This window comes from Marivita lacus, assembly GCF_014637725.1.
Lineage (GTDB): Bacteria > Pseudomonadota > Alphaproteobacteria > Rhodobacterales > Rhodobacteraceae > Marivita > Marivita lacus.
In genome coordinates, this window is record NZ_BMFC01000008.1 from 46,088 (window position 1) to 65,480 (window position 19,393).

General features: G+C 59.9%; 19 protein-coding genes and 1 pseudogene. 12 read left to right on the plus strand and 8 right to left on the minus strand.

Annotated features, from left to right (window positions below; all coding sequences use genetic code 11):
* Window positions 1-18: 18 nt before the first annotated feature.
* Together IEV82_RS14790 and IEV82_RS14795 are read right to left on the minus strand one after the other, a co-directional pair.
* Window positions 19-1,077 carry a permease gene (locus IEV82_RS14790; RefSeq protein WP_188482811.1) on the minus strand — a complete coding sequence of 353 codons (1,059 nt, stop codon included), beginning with the start codon at window positions 1,075-1,077 and terminating at the stop codon, window positions 19-21.
* A complete protein-coding gene (locus tag IEV82_RS14795) occupies window positions 1,074-1,361 on the minus strand; it encodes an ArsR/SmtB family transcription factor (protein ID WP_188482812.1) in 288 nt (95 codons plus the stop codon). The genes IEV82_RS14790 and IEV82_RS14795 overlap by 4 nt, the downstream gene beginning before the upstream one ends.
* 81 nt (window positions 1,362-1,442) lie before the next feature.
* On the opposite strand from IEV82_RS14795, the pseudogene IEV82_RS23645 reads away from it, so the two are divergent.
* Window positions 1,443-1,934 (plus strand): annotated as a pseudogene (locus IEV82_RS23645) (transposase); the annotation flags it as partial.
* A gap of 511 nt (window positions 1,935-2,445) precedes the next feature.
* Here IEV82_RS23645 and IEV82_RS14810 read toward each other — a convergent pair.
* Window positions 2,446-3,285, minus strand: coding sequence for an ABC transporter permease (locus IEV82_RS14810; RefSeq protein ID WP_308420444.1), 840 nt, complete (start codon window positions 3,283-3,285; stop codon window positions 2,446-2,448).
* Between IEV82_RS14810 and IEV82_RS14815 the strand changes: the two genes are divergently transcribed.
* Together IEV82_RS14815 and IEV82_RS14820 are read left to right on the plus strand one after the other, a co-directional pair.
* Window positions 3,284-5,395, plus strand: coding sequence for a 4Fe-4S binding protein (locus tag IEV82_RS14815; RefSeq protein ID WP_188482814.1), 2,112 nt, complete (start codon window positions 3,284-3,286; stop codon window positions 5,393-5,395). The genes IEV82_RS14810 and IEV82_RS14815 overlap by 2 nt on opposite strands.
* On the plus strand, window positions 5,392-6,264 hold the full coding sequence (locus tag IEV82_RS14820) for an FAD:protein FMN transferase (protein ID WP_188482815.1): 873 nt from the start codon (window positions 5,392-5,394) through the stop codon (window positions 6,262-6,264). The genes IEV82_RS14815 and IEV82_RS14820 overlap by 4 nt, the downstream gene beginning before the upstream one ends.
* Before the next feature lie 233 nt (window positions 6,265-6,497).
* Here the strand turns inward: IEV82_RS14820 and IEV82_RS14825 are convergent, their stop codons facing one another.
* Together IEV82_RS14825 and pedF are read right to left on the minus strand one after the other, a co-directional pair.
* On the minus strand, window positions 6,498-7,394 hold the full coding sequence (locus tag IEV82_RS14825) for a substrate-binding periplasmic protein (protein WP_229747835.1): 897 nt from the start codon (window positions 7,392-7,394) through the stop codon (window positions 6,498-6,500).
* A 5-nt stretch (window positions 7,395-7,399) separates the two neighbouring features.
* Complete coding sequence (pedF, locus tag IEV82_RS14830) at window positions 7,400-8,098, minus strand: cytochrome c-550 PedF (RefSeq protein ID WP_188482816.1); 699 nt, start codon at window positions 8,096-8,098, stop codon at window positions 7,400-7,402.
* A 177-nt stretch (window positions 8,099-8,275) separates the two neighbouring features.
* On the opposite strand from pedF, the gene pedA1 reads away from it, so the two are divergent.
* From pedA1 to IEV82_RS14860, 6 genes are all read left to right on the plus strand, one after another.
* Window positions 8,276-9,454, plus strand: a complete 1,179-nt coding sequence (gene pedA1 / locus IEV82_RS14835) for a lanthanide ABC transporter ABC transporter substrate-binding protein PedA1 (RefSeq protein ID WP_188482817.1) — start codon at window positions 8,276-8,278, stop codon at window positions 9,452-9,454.
* 79 nt (window positions 9,455-9,533) lie between these two features.
* Window positions 9,534-10,502, plus strand: coding sequence for a YVTN family beta-propeller repeat protein (locus IEV82_RS14840; RefSeq protein WP_188482818.1), 969 nt, complete (start codon window positions 9,534-9,536; stop codon window positions 10,500-10,502).
* Window positions 10,503-10,568: 66 nt separating this feature from the next.
* Window positions 10,569-11,015, plus strand: coding sequence for a hypothetical protein (locus IEV82_RS14845; protein WP_188482819.1), 447 nt, complete (start codon window positions 10,569-10,571; stop codon window positions 11,013-11,015).
* A gap of 142 nt (window positions 11,016-11,157) precedes the next feature.
* A complete protein-coding gene (gene pedB / locus IEV82_RS14850; protein WP_188482820.1) occupies window positions 11,158-11,874 on the plus strand; it encodes a lanthanide ABC transporter ATP-binding protein PedB/LutE in 717 nt (238 codons plus the stop codon).
* Window positions 11,871-12,671 (plus strand): lanthanide ABC transporter permease protein PedC, encoded by an 801-nt coding sequence (gene pedC / locus IEV82_RS14855; protein WP_188482821.1) that lies wholly within the window; start codon window positions 11,871-11,873, stop codon window positions 12,669-12,671. The genes pedB and pedC overlap by 4 nt, the downstream gene beginning before the upstream one ends.
* Before the next feature lie 53 nt (window positions 12,672-12,724).
* A complete protein-coding gene (locus IEV82_RS14860) occupies window positions 12,725-13,279 on the plus strand; it encodes a tetratricopeptide repeat protein (protein WP_188482822.1) in 555 nt (184 codons plus the stop codon).
* Here IEV82_RS14860 and IEV82_RS14865 read toward each other — a convergent pair.
* Together IEV82_RS14865 and IEV82_RS14870 are read right to left on the minus strand one after the other, a co-directional pair.
* On the minus strand, window positions 13,276-13,917 hold the full coding sequence (locus IEV82_RS14865; RefSeq protein WP_229747836.1) for an ABC transporter ATP-binding protein: 642 nt from the start codon (window positions 13,915-13,917) through the stop codon (window positions 13,276-13,278). The genes IEV82_RS14860 and IEV82_RS14865 overlap by 4 nt on opposite strands.
* Before the next feature lie 28 nt (window positions 13,918-13,945).
* Window positions 13,946-14,923, minus strand: coding sequence for an ABC transporter substrate-binding protein (locus tag IEV82_RS14870; protein ID WP_229747837.1), 978 nt, complete (start codon window positions 14,921-14,923; stop codon window positions 13,946-13,948).
* A gap of 154 nt (window positions 14,924-15,077) precedes the next feature.
* Between IEV82_RS14870 and IEV82_RS23650 the strand changes: the two genes are divergently transcribed.
* The 3 genes from IEV82_RS23650 (at window position 15,078) to IEV82_RS24175 (ending at window position 18,355) form a co-directional block, all read left to right on the plus strand.
* On the plus strand, window positions 15,078-15,290 hold the full coding sequence (locus IEV82_RS23650; RefSeq protein WP_229747838.1) for a c-type cytochrome: 213 nt from the start codon (window positions 15,078-15,080) through the stop codon (window positions 15,288-15,290).
* A gap of 457 nt (window positions 15,291-15,747) precedes the next feature.
* Entirely contained in the window at window positions 15,748-17,517 is a 1,770-nt protein-coding gene (locus IEV82_RS14880; RefSeq protein ID WP_188482824.1) for a PQQ-dependent methanol/ethanol family dehydrogenase, read from the plus strand.
* A 703-nt stretch (window positions 17,518-18,220) separates the two neighbouring features.
* Window positions 18,221-18,355: a hypothetical protein gene (locus IEV82_RS24175; RefSeq protein WP_444543190.1), complete on the plus strand. Its 135-nt coding sequence runs from the start codon at window positions 18,221-18,223 to the stop codon at window positions 18,353-18,355.
* 177 nt (window positions 18,356-18,532) lie between these two features.
* Here IEV82_RS24175 and IEV82_RS14890 read toward each other — a convergent pair whose 3' ends face one another.
* Complete coding sequence (locus tag IEV82_RS14890; protein WP_188482825.1) at window positions 18,533-19,393, minus strand: 3-oxoadipate:acetyl-CoA acetyltransferase; 861 nt, start codon at window positions 19,391-19,393, stop codon at window positions 18,533-18,535.

Here is a 19,393-nt window from a genome sequence, read left to right on the forward strand (position 1 = left end):
ATTCAGAACCTTTCAGGATCACAAAATGGCATTGAACAGAAACCCGGTGGCGAGGATGCCCCCGGCGACGACCCCGATGAAGATCGCGATCAGCCGTCCTGTCAGCACCTGCTTGAGGATGATCATCTCGGGCAGCGACAGCGCGATCACCGACATCATGAAGGCCAGCGTCGTGCCAAGCGCCGCCCCTTTGCCCAGCAGCGCTTCGACGATCGGGATCACGCCTGCCGCATTGGTGTACATCGGCACGCCCACAACGACCGCTGCCGGGACCGACCACCACGCCTCGCCGCCCATGATCCGCAGCATCATCTCTTCTGGGACGTAGCCGTGGATCAGCGCACCGATACCGATGCCGACGAGCACCCAGATCCAGATCTTGCCGACGATCTCGCGCACCTGTTCCGCGCCGATCTTCAGCCGGTCGACAAGGGTCTGCCGTTCCTCCGGCAGATCGCCCACGGGGCCAGCGTTCAGTTCGCGCACCCAGTCCTGCAAATACCGCTCCAGCCCCATGCGTCCGAGGACAAATCCCGCAACCGTGGCGATTGTGAAACCAAAGACGAGGTAGATCGTGGCGATCTGCCAGCCAACGAGCCCGTAGAGCAGGCCGAGCCCCACCGGCCCCACCATCGGCCCGGCAATCAGAAAGGAAAACGTGACGCCCAGCGGGATGCCCGCCGAGACGAAGCCGATGAAGAGCGGCACCGAGGAGCACGAGCAGAACGGTGTCAGCACACCCAGAAGCGAGGCCAGAGGGTAGCCCCAGATCTGGTTCTTGCCCGCCAGCATCGCGCGGGTCTTCTCCGGGCTGAACCAGCTGCGCAACACGCCGGTGACAAAGACAATTCCGGTCAAAAGCAGCAGCACCTTGGGCACGTCATAGACGAAAAAGGCGATCGCCTCACCGGTATGGCTGTCGCGTGCCACCGGAAACAGCGCCGTCACCCATTCCGAGATCGGGATCAGCTGACCATACAGGAGGTAGAGGACCGCACCCATGGCGGGCACGCCGATATACCAAGCCCAGTCGGGTGTATCGCGATGTGGGACGGGATCATGAGTTTGAACCGTCATGCGACTTCCTCTCGAGCTCGGTATTCGGCGGCCAGAACCGCGTCGATGACGGCGGCATATTCGGGTGCAAGATCAGTGTTCTGGCGATAGCGCACCCATTGTGCGTCCCGCCGTGCAACCACCAGCCCGGCCTGCGACAGGATTTTCATGTGCCGCGACATTCTGCTTTGGCTGGCGTCAAGCCGTGCCATCAATTCGCAAACGCAATGCTCACCCCCGTCCCAAAGAAGGGCGAGAGCTGCGCGGCGGGTCGGGTCGCAAAGGGCGGTCAGGATATTCTGCATATAAGACTTGCTATGCGTTCCGACGCATATGCGCATTGATCCATATCAATATGATCAGACGATGAATCAAATGTCGCTCGATCCGCCCTCCATGCCGCACTTTGTGGGTTGTTTGCAGCACGTGAAGCCATTCTGGCGGCCGTTGCTGCAATTGATGGTGATATCAAGAAGATGACCCCGAGATCCAAAGTCTGTCAGCGCCTGATGACAATACCTGGCGCCGGTCCGATCACGGCATTGGCCTTTGCCGCAGCAATTGATGATCCGCATCGATTTTGAAAATCTCGCGATGTGGCGGCCTCTCTCGGGCTGGTGCCATAACGACATCAATCTGGCGAGATCGACTACACTGGGAGAATCTCGAAACGAGGTGATGTCAAAGTTCGGACGCTCCATTGCGAGGCAGCAAATGTCATGCTGACCAGATGTGCCGCGCCGCTCTCGGTGAAATCATGGGCGCTGGCAATCGCTGCCCGGTCTACGATGCGAAAGGCGCGCGTGGCTTTGGCCAGACGTCCCGCAATCATTCTTCATGCCATCATGCGAGACCAGACGAACTTCAAAGCGGGCTGAAATTGCAAAGTTCAAAGCGAGGATTCCAAACACCGGTTCCCAGCGGGACCGATGCCCGAGGGAGGGCGCAGGACACGGCGTGTATTCTGTAGCAGCGGCTTCGGCCAGTTGCGGTTTCAACCTTGCCGACCCATCGCCAGCCGACCCCATCCTAAGCCCCCGAGATCAAAGAGAACGAAGGCAACCTCAGACATCGACAGCAATTGGAAAAGCGCATTGACAGATCAGAGAACAAAATATGATCCCTCCGGATCACATCCGTGATCACCTCGGAAACCGAGCTTGTGCGGCCAACGACAGGAAGGTTCGCACAGCTGACTTTTCGGTGACGAAACCGCCCCCGCAGATTTCTGCAAGGGCGTTCGCCTATTGAGCGCCGTCTTTCGCTCGGGTCATGCGTGGTTCTACAAGACATTCGGTAAGGGGCTTGAACCTGCCAAGAGCAGCCTTTTCCCAACGGCAGTCGCGTTTACGCACAGAATTAGGGGGCTTCATTCTGCGAGGTCTCGGATCACGCCCGCCGCCATGCGCAGGACCGCCTCTCCCACCGTTGCACAAGCCCGTACTCGATGCTGAGCATCACGCCGGTGAAGGCCAGCGCGTAGGCCATGACACTCGCAGTGTCGAAAAGCTGGAAATAGAGGTGGATCTGGAAGCCAACGCCATTGGAGCGCCCTAGAAACTCGACCACCAGCACAATTTTCCAGATCACGGCAAGCCCGTTGCGGGTGCTGGTGGCCACGAATGGCCCAAGCTGTGGCCAGATCACGTGGCGAAGGCGGGTCATCGGACTGAGCCTATAGACCTGTGCCATGTCGCGGACGCTCCGGTCCAGCGTGCGGACGCCTTCGCGGATCGTGACGGTGACCATGGCGGTCTTGTTGAGTGCAACGGCGATTATGGCCGCGACCTCGTTCAGCCCGATCCAGAGGTAGCAGAGCACGATGATCACCAGCGCGGGCAGGTTCAGAAAGACCGTGACCCAAGGGTCGAGCCACATGTTGAGCCGCTCGGACCGGCCCATGAGGATGCCGAGGGTCGTGCCCACGGTCATCGCAAGGGTGAAGGCCAGTGCCACGCGGCGCAGGGTGCTGGCCATGTGATACCAGAGTGCGCCTGACGCACTTTCTTCGGCGATCTCGTGCCAGACGGCAAGCGGCGTGGGCAGGATGTCCGCATCCTGCATGACCCAGGCACCGAGCGTCCAGGCGGCGATCAGCAGAGCAAGCGAGATCAGGGTGACATGGGGCGGTGCGCGCATGGTTGCACCATAGGGGATGTCGGGCCTGCGTGGCTCTTGGACGAAGGTCCAATAGGGCGGCGCGGGTGGTGCTTTTACTATCGCAGTCATGGCAGGTCTTCGTTTCATTTTCGCCGCGGTTTTGTGGTGTGTGAGCGCAGTTAGCGCAGTGGGGGAGGTTTTAGCCGAGGAGGAGCTCGCAGCCCGGATTTTCGCGCCGATGAGCCTGGGGGAGTTGATTTCCGAGAACGGGGTTTATGAGCTGCTGAATTCGGGCGGGGCGCATGCCGGTTACGTATTCCAGACTGAGCCGATGGCCCCTCTGCCCGGCTTTTCCGGCGCACCGGTGAATGTGTTGGTGGTGCTGGATCTGGACGGTCGGTTCCTCGATGTGCAGCTGCTCGATCATAACGAGCCGATCTTCGTGTCGGGGCTGGGTCAGGCGCCGTTCCACGCATTCTTCGAGCAGTATCGTGGGCATTCGATCAGTGATTCCCTCGTCGTCGGCTCGCCATATGGTGCGGCAGATGGCGGTGGGCAGCTGATCTATCTCGACGGGGTGACCAAGGCGACGGCCTCGGTGCGGATCGCGCACGAGTCGGTGCTGGCGGCGGCGTTGCAGGTGGCGCGCGAAAAGATGCAGGGGATCGCGTCTGGGCCACCGGCCTACCCGGATCCTGCCTATACCGAAGTGCTGACCTGGGATGATCTGGTGACACAGGGCTTGATCACACGGCGCGTGGCAAGCAATGCCGAAGTGCAGGCACTGTTCGCGGGCACCGTTTGGGAGGATGACGACGCCGACGCGTTGGATGATCCTGATGCGCCCTATCTTGACCTGTGGATCGCAGATGTCGGGCCAAAGTCGATCGCGCGCGTGCTCTTGGACGAGGACACGATCGAGGAACTGGACAGGTTCATGTCGATCTCGACCTTCGATGAGCCGATCCTCGTGATCGACAGCGGTAGACACGGGTTGGTGTCGGAGACGTTCGTGCGCAACACTGCGCCCGACTGGATCGGGGCAGAACAGGGAGGGTTCCCTGTTGCCCTGCGCGATGCGGATCTCTTTGTTGAATTGAGCGACACGGTGCCGGACGCTCTGCATCACGGGGTGGCAATGATCCTGCGCACCGACCGACGGCTGGGCTTCGATCCGACACGCGAGTGGACCTTGATCGTCGAGGCGGTTCGCGAGCATGGCATGTTCCAGCCGGAGATCGGGTCAGTGCAATTGGCCGCAACCCATGTGACGGACGAAAGGTTCTTTGCTCGGCCGGTGAAGGTGGAGAAGCTGCCCCCCTGGAAAGAGGCGATCTACAACCGGCAAAACGATCTCACCGTGCTGGCGGTATTTCTGACGGTGCTCGTGGCGGTGCTTTGGGGCGCGCAGAGCCGGCTGGCCGGGCTCGCCGCATTCACGCCGGTGCGGCTGGGCATACTTGCCGTGGTGCTGGGATTCATCGGCTGGTGGGGACAGGGGCAGCTCTCCATCGTCACGCCTCTGGCCGGGCTCCAGACGGCAATGGCGGGCGGGTCATTTGCGTTCCTGCTCTACGATCCCTTCTCCCTGCTGATCTGGGGTGTGGCGCTCCTTGGCTTCGTGCTGTGGGGGCGCGGCCTCTTCTGTGGTTGGCTCTGCCCGTTCGGCGCGATGCAGGAATTTGCGCATCACCTGGGGCGGCTCTTGCGATTGCCCAAGATCGAGCCAAGCGCGCGCTGGGATGCCCAGCTGAAATCGCTGAAATACGTGGCGCTCGCCGGGCTGGTTGCGGTGACTATCTTTGCCCCATCCTACATGGACAAGGCCGCCGAGATCGAACCGTTCAAGACCGCGATCACCACGTTTTTCGTGCGGGAATGGTACTATGCTGCCTATGCCGCGCTTTGGCTGGTGCTTGGTATGGTTGTCTTCAAGGGCTTCTGTCGCTACCTCTGTCCCTTGGGAGCGCTGATGGCGATTGGCGGCGCGCTGCGCCTGCGGAGGTGGATTCCACGCCGGATAGAATGCGGATCGCCCTGCCAGCTTTGCAAGGTCAATTGCAGTTATGGAGCGATCACAAATAAAGGTGCGATCCAGTATTCCGAATGCTTTCAATGCCTTGATTGCGTGACCATTCATGACGATGCGGATCAATGCGTACCGCTTATCCTCAAGGCGCGCGCCGGACGGCGCGCACCACGCGAACTGGGTCACCCAAACACGGTGCCTGCCGAATGAACCGACGCCGCTTCCTGACCCTGTCTGCCGCCTTTGCCTGTGCCCCTGCCTTTGCGCGTGCCGACACATGGTCGGGCCAGGCGCTGGGAGCGGATGTGACGGTCACTCTTTATGGCCCGCGAGAGTTGACGGAGCCCGCCTTGCTGGATGTGCCAAAGGTGCTGGACAAGGTGGAGCAAACATTCAGCCTGTTTCGAGATACCTCTGATCTGTCACTGCTGAACCGCACGGGGAGGCTTCGCACACCGAATGCGCTGATGCTGAACCTGATGGCGCAGGTGGAGATCGCGCATCGCCTGTCGAACGGGCTCTTTGATCCCACGATCCAGCCACTGTGGCGCGCTTTGGCCCTTGAACGTGATCCGGAGCCTGCACGCAGAGCAATGGGCTGGCACAGGCTGCGCTGGTCGAACCGGATGATCGAATTGCAAAAGGATCAGGCGCTCACCTTCAACGGCATCGCCCAAGGGTTCGCAACGGACGCGATGCGCGAAATGCTTGTTCGGCATGGAGCCACACAAGCGCTGTTGAACATCGGAGAACAGGTGGCGATCGGTGGACCGTTCACACTTGGGTTCGAAGACCCGACCCTCGGCCATCTTGGAAGCCGCCAACTGCGCGATATGGCAATTGCCACCTCCAGCCCTGCGGCGATGGTGTTGGGCAATCAAACCCACATCCTTGGCCCGCGCGGGGAAATGCCGATCTGGTCTACTGTCAGCATCGAGGCGCAGTCAGCCACGATGGCGGATGCCTTGTCAACGGCGGCGGTTTTCATGGACCGCGACGCACTTGAGCAGCTGAAAAACGCGGCGCATCTGCACCGCATCACCGTGGTCGATGCGTATGGGAACATCAGGTCCATCTGATTGTCCTCATGCTCAAGACAGGTCCGACAGGGTGCTGCCATCATCACCAACTCGAAAAAAGGTATGCGCGAGGACCATGTACAGACCAGCAATCCCGTTTCCAAGACCGGAGTTTTGCGCCTGGCCATCTTTGGCCTTGGCGCATCGGCGGGGTCACCTTGGTTCTGTTCAGGACACTCGATCATGTCCTGAAAGATATTGAGGAACTATGCGACCGGGAGCCTGAGCAAAGGCTATCTTTCCGGGTTGTGATGGGTCAGCCCGTAGCTTTCAAAAATCGCCTCGATCCGGCCGTCGGACAGGGCAGCAAAGATGGCATCGTCCACCGTGTAACTTAAGCCGCGATAGGCGTAATGGCTGCCGGTACCAAGGGTCCATTTCGATTTGGCAAAGCCGGGCAACGGCGGTTGATGCACGGCGATCCCTTCAGCCGCACCGAATTCAAGCTGGGCCAAAGGTCCCATCGCAGCCATCACGTCTCCGCTTGCAAGCGCCTCCATTGCAGCCTGCATGCTCGGATACCGACGGATGCCAGCCGACAGCTGACCTCCTGCAAAACTGGTCAGGTAGAAATCGGCAATCGAGTCATTTTCGACGGCAACCGTGTCAAAACGGAAATAGGCCGGGACCGGACCGCCATCGGGATACGTGTCCTGAACATATGCGATAGCGATGCTTTCGGTCATGTATTGACCCGTGAACACAACCTGTTCAACGCGACAGCTGAAGGCGCTGTCATAGGGCACGCGCATCATGACGTTCGAAACCGCACCGCCGATCACCGGCCCCTGCCAGATGTTGTTGCGCAAATCCGCTTCAAGATTTTCGCCCGCATTGACGAACTTGAACCGCGCCTCAACGCCGATGTCTTCGGCGATGATCCGTGCGATGTCTATATCGATGCCCCGCGGTTTTCCTGCCTCTGTCCAACTGTAAGGCGGATAATCGTCATAGACCGCAAAGGTCATGAATCCCCGGTCCATGATCTGGTCGATATCCTGCCCGACAATATCCCGGCTCGCGTTCTGCGGTTTGGGTTGCGGAATGAAATCGGCGCAAGGATCGCTGGCCAGCACAGGACTGGAGCCGGCCAGCGCGAGAACGATGAGGGTCGCACGAACATGCATCATTGGGCTCAGTTTGCAGCAGACAGACCGATCGTCAGGGCCTCGGCGGCACGGGCATAGGCCTCTTGCGTGCCATCGATCAGATTGGCGGCGCGATAGGCTGCGCTGTCGGCAACCGGTGCACCTGACACCGTCTCGATACCGGCGGCAATCTCGGACAGGCGGGACTTGAGCGCATCGGCATCAGCCGCAGAAGGGTCCCCGGCATAGCCCACGATCTGATCCCGCAGCTCTTTGAGTTCCTCAGCCACTTCTTCCAACGAGGCGTCATCGGGGCGGGTTTCGATATAGGTGCGGATCGCCCAGGCGGCTTCCTGCCCCAGCAAATCGCCGAATTCCGGCATCTTGGTGATGCCGTTCTGGGTGTAGCCGAACCGGAAGCGTTCCATGTACCATTCATCACCGTATTCTTCGGCTTCGAGGAAGCGTACATCGGGCGCCAGACCACCCGAAATCGCCTCGAGCCCGTGGCAGCGCGCACAGTTCTGGTTGTACCCCGAAGCGCCGATTTCGACCGCGCGCGCCCAGACCTCTTCACCGACGAGTTCGGCGCGATACGGATTCTCGGTCAACCATTCATCACCAACTGCAGGCAACCCGGTGGTGTCTACCGCTTGCGGGGCAACATCGCCATGCGCGTATACAAGGCTTGCAGCGGCAGTGAGCGCCAGCGCGGCACATGTAGATTTGATAAATGTCGCAGTCATGGGGTCCTCCTCAGGCACAATCCGTGTCTCGCCATATGTGTACCGGCAGGCGAGGGGGTGCGGGTATTGGACTTTCGTGTAGCGGAGCGACGTTTTGAGGCCGTTCGATACGGGACAATGGTCGTATTTTCCGATCTTTCGCACTGCGACTACCGTACCCATGGGAGGATCGAGTCAATGAGATCAGTGCGTTTTGTGTGTGTTTTTGCGTCCGTGGTCGCTTTTGGTCTCACAACCAGCGCCAACGCGCAGATCGAGATCGACATTCAGTACATCAAGCAGCTTGTTGACGCTCCGCCAACCCTGTCCAATCTCGACCCTATCCCCGAAGACCTTGGAACGCACGGCGCCGAACTGGGTCTGCAGGACAACGCCACGACCGGGCGGTTCCTCGGGCAAACCTACAGCCTGACCGTGACCGAAGTTGACGTGGGTGGGGATTTCGCAGAAGCCGTACGCTCTGCCTTGAGCAGCAGCGACTTGCTCGTGCTGGATGCACCGCAAGAGCAGGTTCTGATGGCAGCCGATATGCCCGAAACGGCAGGCGCGCTTTTGTTCAACACGCGTGCAGCCGATGTCGCGCTGCGCAGCGATGCGTGTCGGGCAAATTTGCTACACACCTTGCCCTCCTACGCAATGAAGGCGGATGCGCTGATGCAGTTCTTCGTGCAACGGCGCTGGGAAGACATCGCATTGATCGCCGGAGAGCGCCCCGATGACCAGGCCTGGGCGGATACGCTGGAAAACTCGGCGCGCAAGTTCGGGCTGAAATTCGGTGCGCGCAAGACATGGGTCTTTGATGCCGACATGCGACGCAACGCGTCCCAGGAAGTACCGCTTTTCACTCAGGAGCTTGGCGATTACGACGTGCTTCTTGTGGCCGACGCTGCGGATGATTTCGCGCGCTACATTCCGTACAACACGTGGCGACCGCGCCCGGTGGCCGGCTCTGCAGGGTTGCGCCCGGTGACGTGGCACCGCGTGGTAGAACAATGGGGCGCGGCACAGCTTCAGTCGCGTTTCGATACGCTGGCCGACCGCCCTATGCAGGACCGCGACTATGCCGCTTGGGCAGCGGTGCGCGCGATCGGCGAAGCGGTGACCCGCACCGGTGCCGCGGATGCCGAAACGCTGCGGGCCTTCATGTTGTCGCAAGAGTTCGAACTGGCCGGCTTCAAGGGCGCGCCCCTCACATTCCGAACATGGAACGGCCAACTGCGCCAACCGATCCCGATTGTCCACGAACGCGCGCTGGTGGCACAGGCACCACTTGAAGGCTTCCTGCACCAGCGCACCGAGTTGGACACGCTTGGCCTCGATCAGCCTGAGAGCCGTTGTACAGCCTTCGATAACTGACCTTCATCTTGCTCCGTATGCATCCTGTGAACCAGAGCAGCGCCCCCCGTTCCAATTCCACCAGAAAGGACCGACATCGATGAAACTGCCGATCCTCACCGCCCTGACTGCCGCCTTGTTGTCGACCACGGCACTGGCAGACGAGATCTGGGTGACCAATGAAAAAGACGATACGATCAGCGTGATCGACGTTGAAACGCTGGACGTCATCCGCACGATCGAGACAGGGGAGCGCCCCCGCGGGATCACCTTCTCCAAGGATTTCTCGGTGGTTTATATCTGCGCCTCCGACAGCGATGCGGTGCAGGTCATGGACCCGAACACCGGCGAGATCCTCCATGATCTTCCGTCGGGTGAAGACCCCGAACAGTTCGTGCTGCATCCGGACAACCGGCATCTCTACATCGCCAACGAGGACGATGCGATCACCACCGTGGTGGATACCGAAACCCGTACCGTGGTGGCCCAGATCGATGTGGGGATTGAACCCGAGGGCATGGCGGTCTCGCCCGATGGCAAAATCGCCATCACCACGTCCGAGACCACCAACATGGCGCATTGGATCGACACCGAAACCCAGCAGCTCTTCGCCAACACGCTGGTCGACTCGCGCCCGCGGCATGCCGAGTTCATCAAGGAGGGTACCGAGCTTTGGGTCAGCGCCGAAATTGGCGGCACGATTTCCGTATTTGACGTGGCAACCCAGACCGAAAAGACAAAGATCGACTTCGAGTTGCCCAATATCCATCCAGACAGGGTGCAACCCGTGGGCTTCGAGTTCACCACTGGCGACCGCCATGCCTTCGTGGCGCTGGGGCCGTCGAACCATGTGGCGGTGGTGAATGCCGAGACCTATGAGGTCGAGGAGTACATCCTTGTCGGTCGCCGGGTCTGGCACATGGATTTCAACCGGGATCGGACGCTGCTTTTCACCACGAACGGAGTGTCCGGCGATGTCACCGTGATCGATGTGGCCAGCCGCAAGGCGATCAAGAGCATCAAGGTGGGCCGCTTTCCGTGGGGGGCCGCATTCCGGCCCACGGACTGACCCTCAGGGTATACCCGCCTCTCACGCGGTTCCCTTAATCAGGTTTTCCAAATAATGGAGTTTTCGATGAAAAAAACTGTGACCGCAATTGCCTTTGCCCTGCTGTCCCCCACGCTTGCGCTTGCCGATGGCGCACCCCGCGAAGACTGGGGACGCGCCGGAATCCTGTCCTCGGCCAACAAGGCCGAGTTGCCGCCAATCACCCTCAGCTCTGGCATGCCTTTGGCGGAAGCCCCTTGGGTTCTTACCTCGGGCACGTATTACGAATTCGAGATCGAAGGTGACGGCTCGGCGGAACTGGCGCTGGAGGGATCGGAGTTCTTTCGCGCCATCTGGATTGACGAAATCGTGGTGAACGATCTGGAAATCCGGCCTCTCGGTTTGAACTCGATCGAGTTCGATGACGCCGGGACGATGGAGATCGGCTTCGTGGCGATCAAGCCGGGTGCATATTTCCTGCGCATCCCGGGCTCGAGCGGCGAGACGCAGCGGATAGAGATCATCATTGAATAGCCAGTTGCTTGTTGCCGTGCAGCCACGATGCGTCGACGCATCGTTGATTTACCGGTAACCAAAAACCTGGGCGCGCTGCCGCCGCGCTATTGGCGCCTCCGCGAGATGAGTTTGAACCAGAGAAGCAGGCAGAACAGCGCGGATGAGTTTGCAGGTCACTGATTTGTCGTTTTCCTACGGGGCGAAGACGGCGCTGGAGCGCGTATCCTTCGGCGTGGAGCGCGGCCGGTTTGCGGCGCTCCTTGGTCCAAATGGAGCGGGCAAATCAACCTTGTTTTCGCTGATGACACGTCTTTTCGGAACACAGGGTGGGTCGATTTCGATCGCCGGGCATGATCTTCGGGTCGCCCCTCTGGCGGCGATGGCGGATCTGGGGGTGGTGTTTCAGCAGACGACTCTCGATCTGGACCTGACGGTACAGCAAAACTTGCGCTATTTTGCGGCTTTGCACGGGATTTCTGGACGCGCGGCGGACAGGCGGATCGACGTGGCGTTGGATCGGCTTGGAATGGCCGAGCGCGCAGGAGAAAAGGCGCGCGGGTTGAATGGCGGACACAAGCGGAGGACCGAGATCGCACGGGCTTTGTTGCATGAACCCAAGGTCTTGTTGCTGGACGAGCCTACAGTGGGGTTGGATGCGGTGACGCGCACAGGGCTGACGCGGCACATTCATGACCTGTGTCTTGAAACCGGTGTGACGGTGTTGTGGGCCACACATCTGACGGACGAGGTGTCAGACGCGGATCAGGTGATCCTGCTGCATCGTGGACGCCTTCTGGCGGATGGGCGCTGTGGGGACCTTCGGGGCTCAGCTTCCTTGTCGGAGTATTTCGCGCAGATGACGGGGGTTTCGGAATGAGTGGCCTTGGCCACGCGCTGATCGCAATGCGCGCCATCGTCACCCGAGAAGCCTTGCGCTTTGTGCATCAACGCGAGCGGTTCATTGCAGCGTTGGTGCGCCCGCTTGTTTGGCTTTTGGTCTTTGCCGCGGGATTCCGGGCCGCATTGGGTCTGTCGATCACTCCGCCCTACCAGACCTACATCACCTACGAGACGTATATCGTGCCCGGGCTGTGCGGGATGATCCTGCTGTTCAACGGAATGCAATCGTCGCTCAGCCTGGTCTATGACCGCGAGATGGGATCGATGCGCTTGTTGTTGACAGCACCCCTGTCACGGGCGTGGCTCTTGTTCAGCAAGCTTCTGGGCAGCACGATCATTTCGATCTTTCAGGTCTACGCGTTCTTGCTGGTGGCATGGCTGTTCGATATCACCTTGCCGCCACTGGGCTACGTTGCCGCCCTACCCGCTCTGGTGCTTGCGGGGTTGATGCTGGGGGCGTTGGGGTTGGCGTTGTCGAGTTTCATCAAGCAGTTGGAAAATTTTGCCGGCGTCATGAATTTCGTCATCTTCCCGATGTTTTTCCTGTCCTCCGCACTCTACCCATTGTGGAAAATGGCGGAAAGCTCGGAGCTCTTGCACGACATTTGTGCGGCCAATCCGTTCACCCATGCGGTCGAGTTGATCCGCTTTGCGCTATACGTCGATTTCAATGGCACGGCGCTGGTCTGGACGGGCCTCGCAACACTGGTGTTCATGGGGTTCGCTGTTTGGGGATACGACCCGGCACGCGGGATGATGACGCGCAAGGGGTGATCTACGACCATAGCAAGGGTGATTTGCCGCGCGTTTTGCGGTACGCCTGTGGGATGAGACATTTTCTGATCCCCTTAAGCTGCGCTGTTGCGCTGAACGCCACCGCCCTGTGGGCCGAACCGGAAGATGATGATCCCGGAGGCGTGCTGAATCCCGACGAGATGACCTGGCAATCCATGCTGGACCGGGCCGAAAAAGGCGAGACCGGAATGGTGCTGTGTTCCACCGGCTACATGATGACCAAGTCGGGTGATCATGCAACGGCACGGGCGTTGTTCAAGAATTGCGCCGAGGCAGGCTATACCGGGGCGATGACCTGGATGAGCCAATTGGACAACAACGGGCTTGGCGGCGAATACGACCCCGACGCAAGTGCGGCATGGGATCAACAGGCTGCCGAGCTTGGTGACCGGGTCGGCAAGTTCAACCACGGTCTGAACCTGATGCGCGGGCATGGCATTGCCAAGGACGAGGCTTTGGGCCGCCGATATGTCGATGAGGCTGCCGCCGAAGGCTTGCCCGTGGCCAAGCGCTTGCAGGGCGCGGACTATGATCTCGACGAGGTCACCCCTGATGCCGACAACTGGAAATACGCGCCGGTGTTCTAGGAACCGCGCGGTTTGAGTTGCGCGGGCTGGCCCGACAATTCAAGGATACGTGTGGCAAGACGCTCGGCCTCGGGGATGGCGTGGGTGACCATGAGCGTGGCGACGGGGTGATTATCGCGAAGGCGCTCAAAAAGGGTCATCATCTCGTCGCTGAGTTGGGCGTCGAGGCTGACGAAGGGTTCGTCCATCAACAGCAGTTGAGGTTTTCCAGCAAAGGCACGGGCCAGGGACAGGCGGCGTTGTTGGCCCAGCGAGAGTTGATCGGGAAAGGCGCTGCCTCGGCCGACAAGGCCCACCTCCTCGAGCGCGATCTCGATCTGTGGCAAGGTGAGGCCAAGAGTTATGGCAAGATTTTCGGCAACGGTGCGCCATCGCATGAGCGTGGGTTCCTGAAACACCATTGCCAACTTTTCTGGGCGCCGCACATGGCCAAGAAAGCGATGCTCCAAACCGGCGATGATGCGCATCAGGGTGGTCTTTCCGACACCTGACGGGCCGGTGATAGCGACGGTTTCGCGCGGCGCCAGCTTCAGGTCGATCGCCCCGAGCACCGTCTTGTCACCAAAGTGCATCGCGTCCAGCGAGACAGTGAGAACCGGCAGACCCACCGCCGGTTCTCGCGTGATCTCAGCGCTCACCAATTTGAGTTTCGGTGTCGCTGTCACATCAACTTCCAGGTTGGACAAACACACCGTCGGGCAGTGTCGTCGCCGCGCCGATCAGATCTTTCCCACCAAGATCGGCCATCAAGGCCAACATGCGCGCAGCTGCATCGATATCGACGGGTTGATCGGCGGGAATACCTTCGATGAAGCCGGCCTTCAGAGCCACGAACTCGGCGTCGGAATTGGCGTTCATGATGGGACGCAAGCGGTCCCATGCCGCATCCGAACTGGCCAGCAGGTCTTTGGTGGCGCGGCTGGCTGCGGCCAGGCCCTTCACCAGATCAGGGTGATCGCGCAGCATTTCACCACGCAGCACGTAACCCAGTAGCGGCGTTTCGGGATCTAGGCCCAGTTCACGTGCAGCGTCATCCACGGTGATGAGGGGTGTCATGCCGCCCGCTTCCATCTTGGCGAGGAAATGCCAGAAGTTGATCGCGCCGTCCAATTCCCCCTGAAGCCCGGTCTTGTAGATCAGGGGCGGCGCGCCGAAGATCTGTTCGGTCTCGGTCACGAGATCCAGACCGTGCATCTTTTCAGCATAGGCGCGCAGGATCAGCCAGCTCTTGTCGAGCGGACCTCCGGCAATGCCGATCTTGCCGCCCCTGAGGTCGGCCAACGATTTGGCAGTGCTGCCTTCAGGGACAAGAAGTGCGCCCACGGCCTTGGAATAGGGGATGAAGATATAATCTCTGCCCTCGGCCCGTTGGCGGGCGACCCAGAGCCAGTCGGAGACGATGACATCGACCTCTTCGCCCTGGAACGCAACTTGCGCAGCAGAGCCACTAGCCACCCCCAGCAAAGACAGTTCAAAGCCGTTTGCCGTGTCGAAGCCGTTGTGTTTGAGCGTGTCCAGTTCCCAGTTCACGGTCCCCGTCTGAAGCACGGCAGCTCGCAGCACAGGGGTCTCGGCACTGGCTGCACCGGCGCAGACCAGCAGCGCCGCAGAGGCCGCACGGATGGTGGAGATAAAGCTCATCATGTCCTCCCAGAATGGCTGTCCTCACAGTAACAGCGGCTTTTCTTGCGAAAATACGACCAAAGGATGTGGCCATTGGTCGTATGTGTTGATGTGGAGCCAATTGGCGGGTCTGTCGCGTTCCTAAGTTGGTGTTCATTTGCAGGAGACGTTCCTCATGACACGCTTTGCCCTGATTGCCGCAGTCAGGTTCCGCGCCGTTCCCGCCATTGCCAGCACCACCATGTTCCAGAAGGTCAAAATCGAAGCAGGACAAGCCCTGTTCGAGACCGCGTGCCGACGCTGTCATGCAGTGGAGGCGACGGATGCCTCATACGATCCGCCGCTTGAGAACGTCGTCGGTCTCAGGACGGGAACATACGAGACCTAAGACTGTTCCATCGCCTTGGAAGCATCGGTCGTCGTCTGGGCGCCGGCAGCCTTGTGCGCGTGGATGGTGGATAATGACGGGTTCATGCCCGGCACCAAGATACGCCAAGTCGGCATCGAGGACCGAACGGTCCAGGACTTTGGTCCCGCCCAACTCGCGTCGATGCCCACGCAGGACGAGTCGGTGATGTCGAAGGGATCGAGCATCACATAGGCAACAGGGAAGTCGACGCGTAAGGCCGAACCGGGCTCGGGTCTCCTGCACAAGGGCAAGCCGTTGCCCATCATATGCGAATCGGTGGTGCTTTGAGCATAATGAGCAGCTGTCAACCTCCCAAAGGTCTTACGACCCAAGTCTCGTACAACAAAATTTCGTCATGCCTATACTGCTCGGTAATTTCCATTTGCGCCGGTGTGCAACTGGAGTTCTGCAACTGAAGTTCATGGGAGGAATACGGATGAACAGATTTGTTGCCACCGTCACAGCCAGCATACTCGCCGCGACAGGCGCGTTTGCCCAAGGTGTGACCGAGGAGATGCTGGCCAATGACCAGACGATGACCCATCAGGTTGTCACCAACGGAATGGGGCGGCATTTGCAGCGCTATTCGCCGCTGGACATCGTAAACAAGGACAACGTCAAGAATCTCGTTCCGGCCTGGGCATTCAGCCTTGGCGGAGAGAAGCAGCGTGGGCAAGAGACCCAGCCGCTGATTTATGACGGGATCATGTATATCACCGGGTCGTATTCGCGGCTCTACGCGCTGGACGTAAACACCGGTAGAGAGCTTTGGCAGTACGACGCCCGTCTGCCAGAAGGCATCCTGCCGTGCTGTGACGTGATCAACCGTGGCGCCGCCCTGGCAGGCGACAAGGTAATTTTCGGCACGCTGGACGCGCGGATCGTGGCTCTTGACGCCAAGACCGGGGATGTTGTCTGGCGTGACCAGATCGACGATTACAAAGCGGGATATTCCTACACGGCGGCGCCGCTGGTCGTGGGCGATCTGGTCATTACCGGCAATTCGGGTGGTGAATTCGGGATCGTCGGCACGGTGCAGGCACGCAATGTCGACAACGGTGATCTTGTCTGGGAACGCCCGGTGATCGAAGGCCACATGGGCATGCTCAATGGCGAAGAAAGCACCATGACCGGCACGCTGAACGCAACTTGGCCGGGCGACATGTGGAAGACCGGCGGCGGAGCCACTTGGCTGGGCGGATCATATGACGCGGACACCGACACGCTGGTCTTCGGCACCGGCAATCCGGCGCCGTGGAACAGCCACCTGCGCAATGCGGGCGCCCCGACTGAGGGCAATACCGGCGACAACCTTTATGCCGCAAGCCGTATCGGCATCGACCCGGCCACTGGAGAGATCAAGTGGCACTACCAAACCACGCCGCGCGAAGGCTGGGATTATGACGGCGTCAACGAAGTGGTCTCCTATACCGACCGGGCTGGCAACATGCGTTACGCCACGGCTGATCGCAACGGCTTCTTCTATGTTCTGAACCGTGAAGACGGAGCGTTCGTCGATGCCTACCCGTTCGTCAAGGACATCTCCTGGGCGTCTGATATCGACGACAATGGGCGACCGATCTTTGTCGAAGAGAACCGCCCCGGTGATCCTACAGCCTCTACGGATGGCAAGAAAGGTGATGTGGTGTTCTCATCACCCGGCTTCCTTGGTGGCAAGAACTGGATGCCAATGGCGTTTTCGCAGCGGACCGGCAATTTCTACGTGCCGTCCAACGAATGGGGCATGGACATCTGGAACGAGCCGATCACCTACAAGAAAGGTGCTGCGTACCTCGGGTCCGGCTTTACGATAAAGCCAAACTACGAGGACCATATCGGGTCACTCAAGGCGATCGACCCCGACACTGGTGAATGGAAGTGGGAATACAAGAACGAAGCCCCACTCTGGTCAGGTGTCATGACCACGGCAGGTGGACTTGTGTTTTTCGGCACGCCCGAAGGTGAGTTCCTTGCGCTGGATGACGAGACCGGCGAGGTTCTCTGGTCGTTCCAGACCGGATCGGGCATCGTGGGCCAGCCGATCACGTGGGATCAGGATGGCGAGCAGTATGTCTCGGTCATCTCGGGCTGGGGTGGAGCGGTCCCGCTCTGGGGTGGTGAAGTGGCCAAGAAGGTCAGCTACCTGAACCAGGGTGGATTGCTCTGGACTTTCCGACTGCCCAAGGAACTTGCTTCCGCCAACTGAAACTGACCGCAAGAAATATAAAGGAGCGGCGCGCGGTATGGTGCGCCGTTTCCGTTTGATGATACAGCATGCAATCAAATGTGCTCATCTTTTCGGGATTTGCCTCAACCTGTAGGGCGCACCTATCCTGAAACTGGAAAATTCAGGCGGGCTAGCCGTGCATTCGAAGAAGCACCGCGCGCCCGGGAGCCATGTTTCAGCTCAAAGCGTTGAGCAAGCGATACCGGCGGGTGGCTTGTATCACGCGCTCTGACAAAGAGCGCATCTGCCCGGACTGTCGGTTGCATTCTCCAAGCCGTCACCGATGGTGGCATCGGCGGCTGCAGGATTTTCCCGCGCATGGAGACGGTGTGACAGTGGCACTCCAGGTTTGCCGCTGCCAATGTTGGTGTCCGCTTGCCCGCACCGGACGTTTTCAGTTGGTCAGCAGGGACCGTTGCGGCCTTTATGCAAAGGCCGCTCACGAAGGCGCGCCGCAGGCTCTGCAAGCCGCTGACAGGGTCCGTCTTGTGCAAGATCTGCGACATGCCATCGAAGAACAGATGAACCTGCATGGCCGCGCAGCCGGCTGCGCGCTTCTGTCAGACTCGAGCCCGTGCGGAATCCGCAAACGGGCCATACCATATCGCCCGTCATAACGGCGGCTCGCTGTATCAAACCACGAGTTGCACTGACATCAGACCCGGGCCGAAAGGTAGACACGTTGAAGACCGGATCACCCGGCTTTGCCACGATGCGGAGCCTCGCGATGCGCTTCAAGGGCATCCTGAGCGGGCGACAGTCTGACCCGCTGGACGAATTGATCGACAACGGTACGTATCGAACACCCTCCCGATGATGCGCTTTGTCCGAACGCTGAACAATGCCATCAAACTGCCCTGGAGCAATGGCCAGGCCGAGATACAGGTCAACCGGCTGAAGACCCTCAAGCGCACGATGTATGGTGAGCCGGTCCGGAGCTGCTCAGGGCCCGAATGCTGTCTCTCTGCCACACGGATTGAGGCAGAACCCTTTTTCATGCGGCTTGTCCTTTTGTCGAGGTCTCTGGCATTCGCAGCCCAAGGATACGGCGTGCCTCTTGCCAGGTTGCGACCGAACGGTTGTTCTGTTCACAGATGTCGACAGTACGGCGCACCAGCGCGGCGTTGCTGGGGGCCAGCCTGTCACGGTCAAGACGGACATTGTCCTCAAGCCCCGTGCGCGCGTGGCCTCCGGCGGCAATGGCCCATTCGTTCAGCGTCAGCTGGTTCGATCCGATGCCCGCCGCACACCATGGGGCGTCCTCACCGAACAGGCGCTTTACCGTGTGGATGTAGTAATCGAACACGTCCCGGTCGACGGGCATCGCGTTCTTCACCCCCATCACGAACTGGATATACGGCGTGCCCACCAACTGGCCCTTGTCGGCCATGTCCTTGGCCTTGAGGATGTGGCTCAGGTCGAACGCCTCGATCTCGGGCTTGATGTTGTAGGTCAGCATTTCCGAAGCCAGCCAATCCACCAGATCGGGCGGATTCTCGTAGACACGGGTCGGAAAGTTGTTCGACCCCACCGAAAGCGATGCCATGTCCGGCCGCAGCGGCAGCATCCCGCCGCGCGTCTCGCCCGCGCCGGAACGCCCCCCGGTCGAGAACTGGAGGATCATGCCGGGGCAGTGTTTTTCGATCCCTTTTTTCAGCGCCGCGAATTTTTCGAAGTCCGAAGACGGGGTCTCATCGTCATTGCGCACATGGGCGTGCACGATGCTGGCACCCGCTTCAAAGGCTTCGTGGGTGGACTCGATCTGTTCTGAAATAGTGATCGGAACTGCCGGATTGTTCTCTTTTCTAGGAAGACTTCCGGTGATCGCCACGCAGATGATGCAAGGAGTGGTCAT

Bases quoted from the DNA above. Each gene is read 5' to 3' on its own strand.
- IEV82_RS14795 (WP_188482812.1), bottom strand. From the start codon at position 1,361: ATGCAGAATATCCTGACCGCCCTTTGCGACCCGACCCGCCGCGCAGCT.
- IEV82_RS14840 (WP_188482818.1), top strand. From the start codon at position 9,534: ATGAAACTGCCGATCCTCACCGCCCTGACTGCCGCCTTGTTGTCGACC.
- IEV82_RS14870 (WP_229747837.1), bottom strand. From the start codon at position 14,923: ATGATGAGCTTTATCTCCACCATCCGTGCGGCCTCTGCGGCGCTGCTG.
- IEV82_RS14845 (WP_188482819.1), top strand. From the start codon at position 10,569: ATGAAAAAAACTGTGACCGCAATTGCCTTTGCCCTGCTGTCCCCCACG.
- pedA1 (WP_188482817.1), top strand. From the start codon at position 8,276: ATGAGATCAGTGCGTTTTGTGTGTGTTTTTGCGTCCGTGGTCGCTTTT.
- pedF (WP_188482816.1), bottom strand. From the start codon at position 8,098: ATGACTGCGACATTTATCAAATCTACATGTGCCGCGCTGGCGCTCACT.
- pedB (WP_188482820.1), top strand. From the start codon at position 11,158: ATGAGTTTGCAGGTCACTGATTTGTCGTTTTCCTACGGGGCGAAGACG.
- IEV82_RS14790 (WP_188482811.1), bottom strand. From the start codon at position 1,077: ATGACGGTTCAAACTCATGATCCCGTCCCACATCGCGATACACCCGAC.
- pedC (WP_188482821.1), top strand. From the start codon at position 11,871: ATGAGTGGCCTTGGCCACGCGCTGATCGCAATGCGCGCCATCGTCACC.
- IEV82_RS14890 (WP_188482825.1), bottom strand. From the start codon at position 19,393: ATGACCACTCCTTGCATCATCTGCGTGGCGATCACCGGAAGTCTTCCT.
- IEV82_RS14825 (WP_229747835.1), bottom strand. From the start codon at position 7,394: ATGATGCATGTTCGTGCGACCCTCATCGTTCTCGCGCTGGCCGGCTCC.
- IEV82_RS23650 (WP_229747838.1), top strand. From the start codon at position 15,078: ATGACACGCTTTGCCCTGATTGCCGCAGTCAGGTTCCGCGCCGTTCCC.
- IEV82_RS14815 (WP_188482814.1), top strand. From the start codon at position 3,284: ATGGCAGGTCTTCGTTTCATTTTCGCCGCGGTTTTGTGGTGTGTGAGC.
- IEV82_RS14860 (WP_188482822.1), top strand. From the start codon at position 12,725: ATGAGACATTTTCTGATCCCCTTAAGCTGCGCTGTTGCGCTGAACGCC.
- IEV82_RS14820 (WP_188482815.1), top strand. From the start codon at position 5,392: ATGAACCGACGCCGCTTCCTGACCCTGTCTGCCGCCTTTGCCTGTGCC.
- IEV82_RS14880 (WP_188482824.1), top strand. From the start codon at position 15,748: ATGAACAGATTTGTTGCCACCGTCACAGCCAGCATACTCGCCGCGACA.
- IEV82_RS14810 (WP_308420444.1), bottom strand. From the start codon at position 3,285: ATGACTGCGATAGTAAAAGCACCACCCGCGCCGCCCTATTGGACCTTC.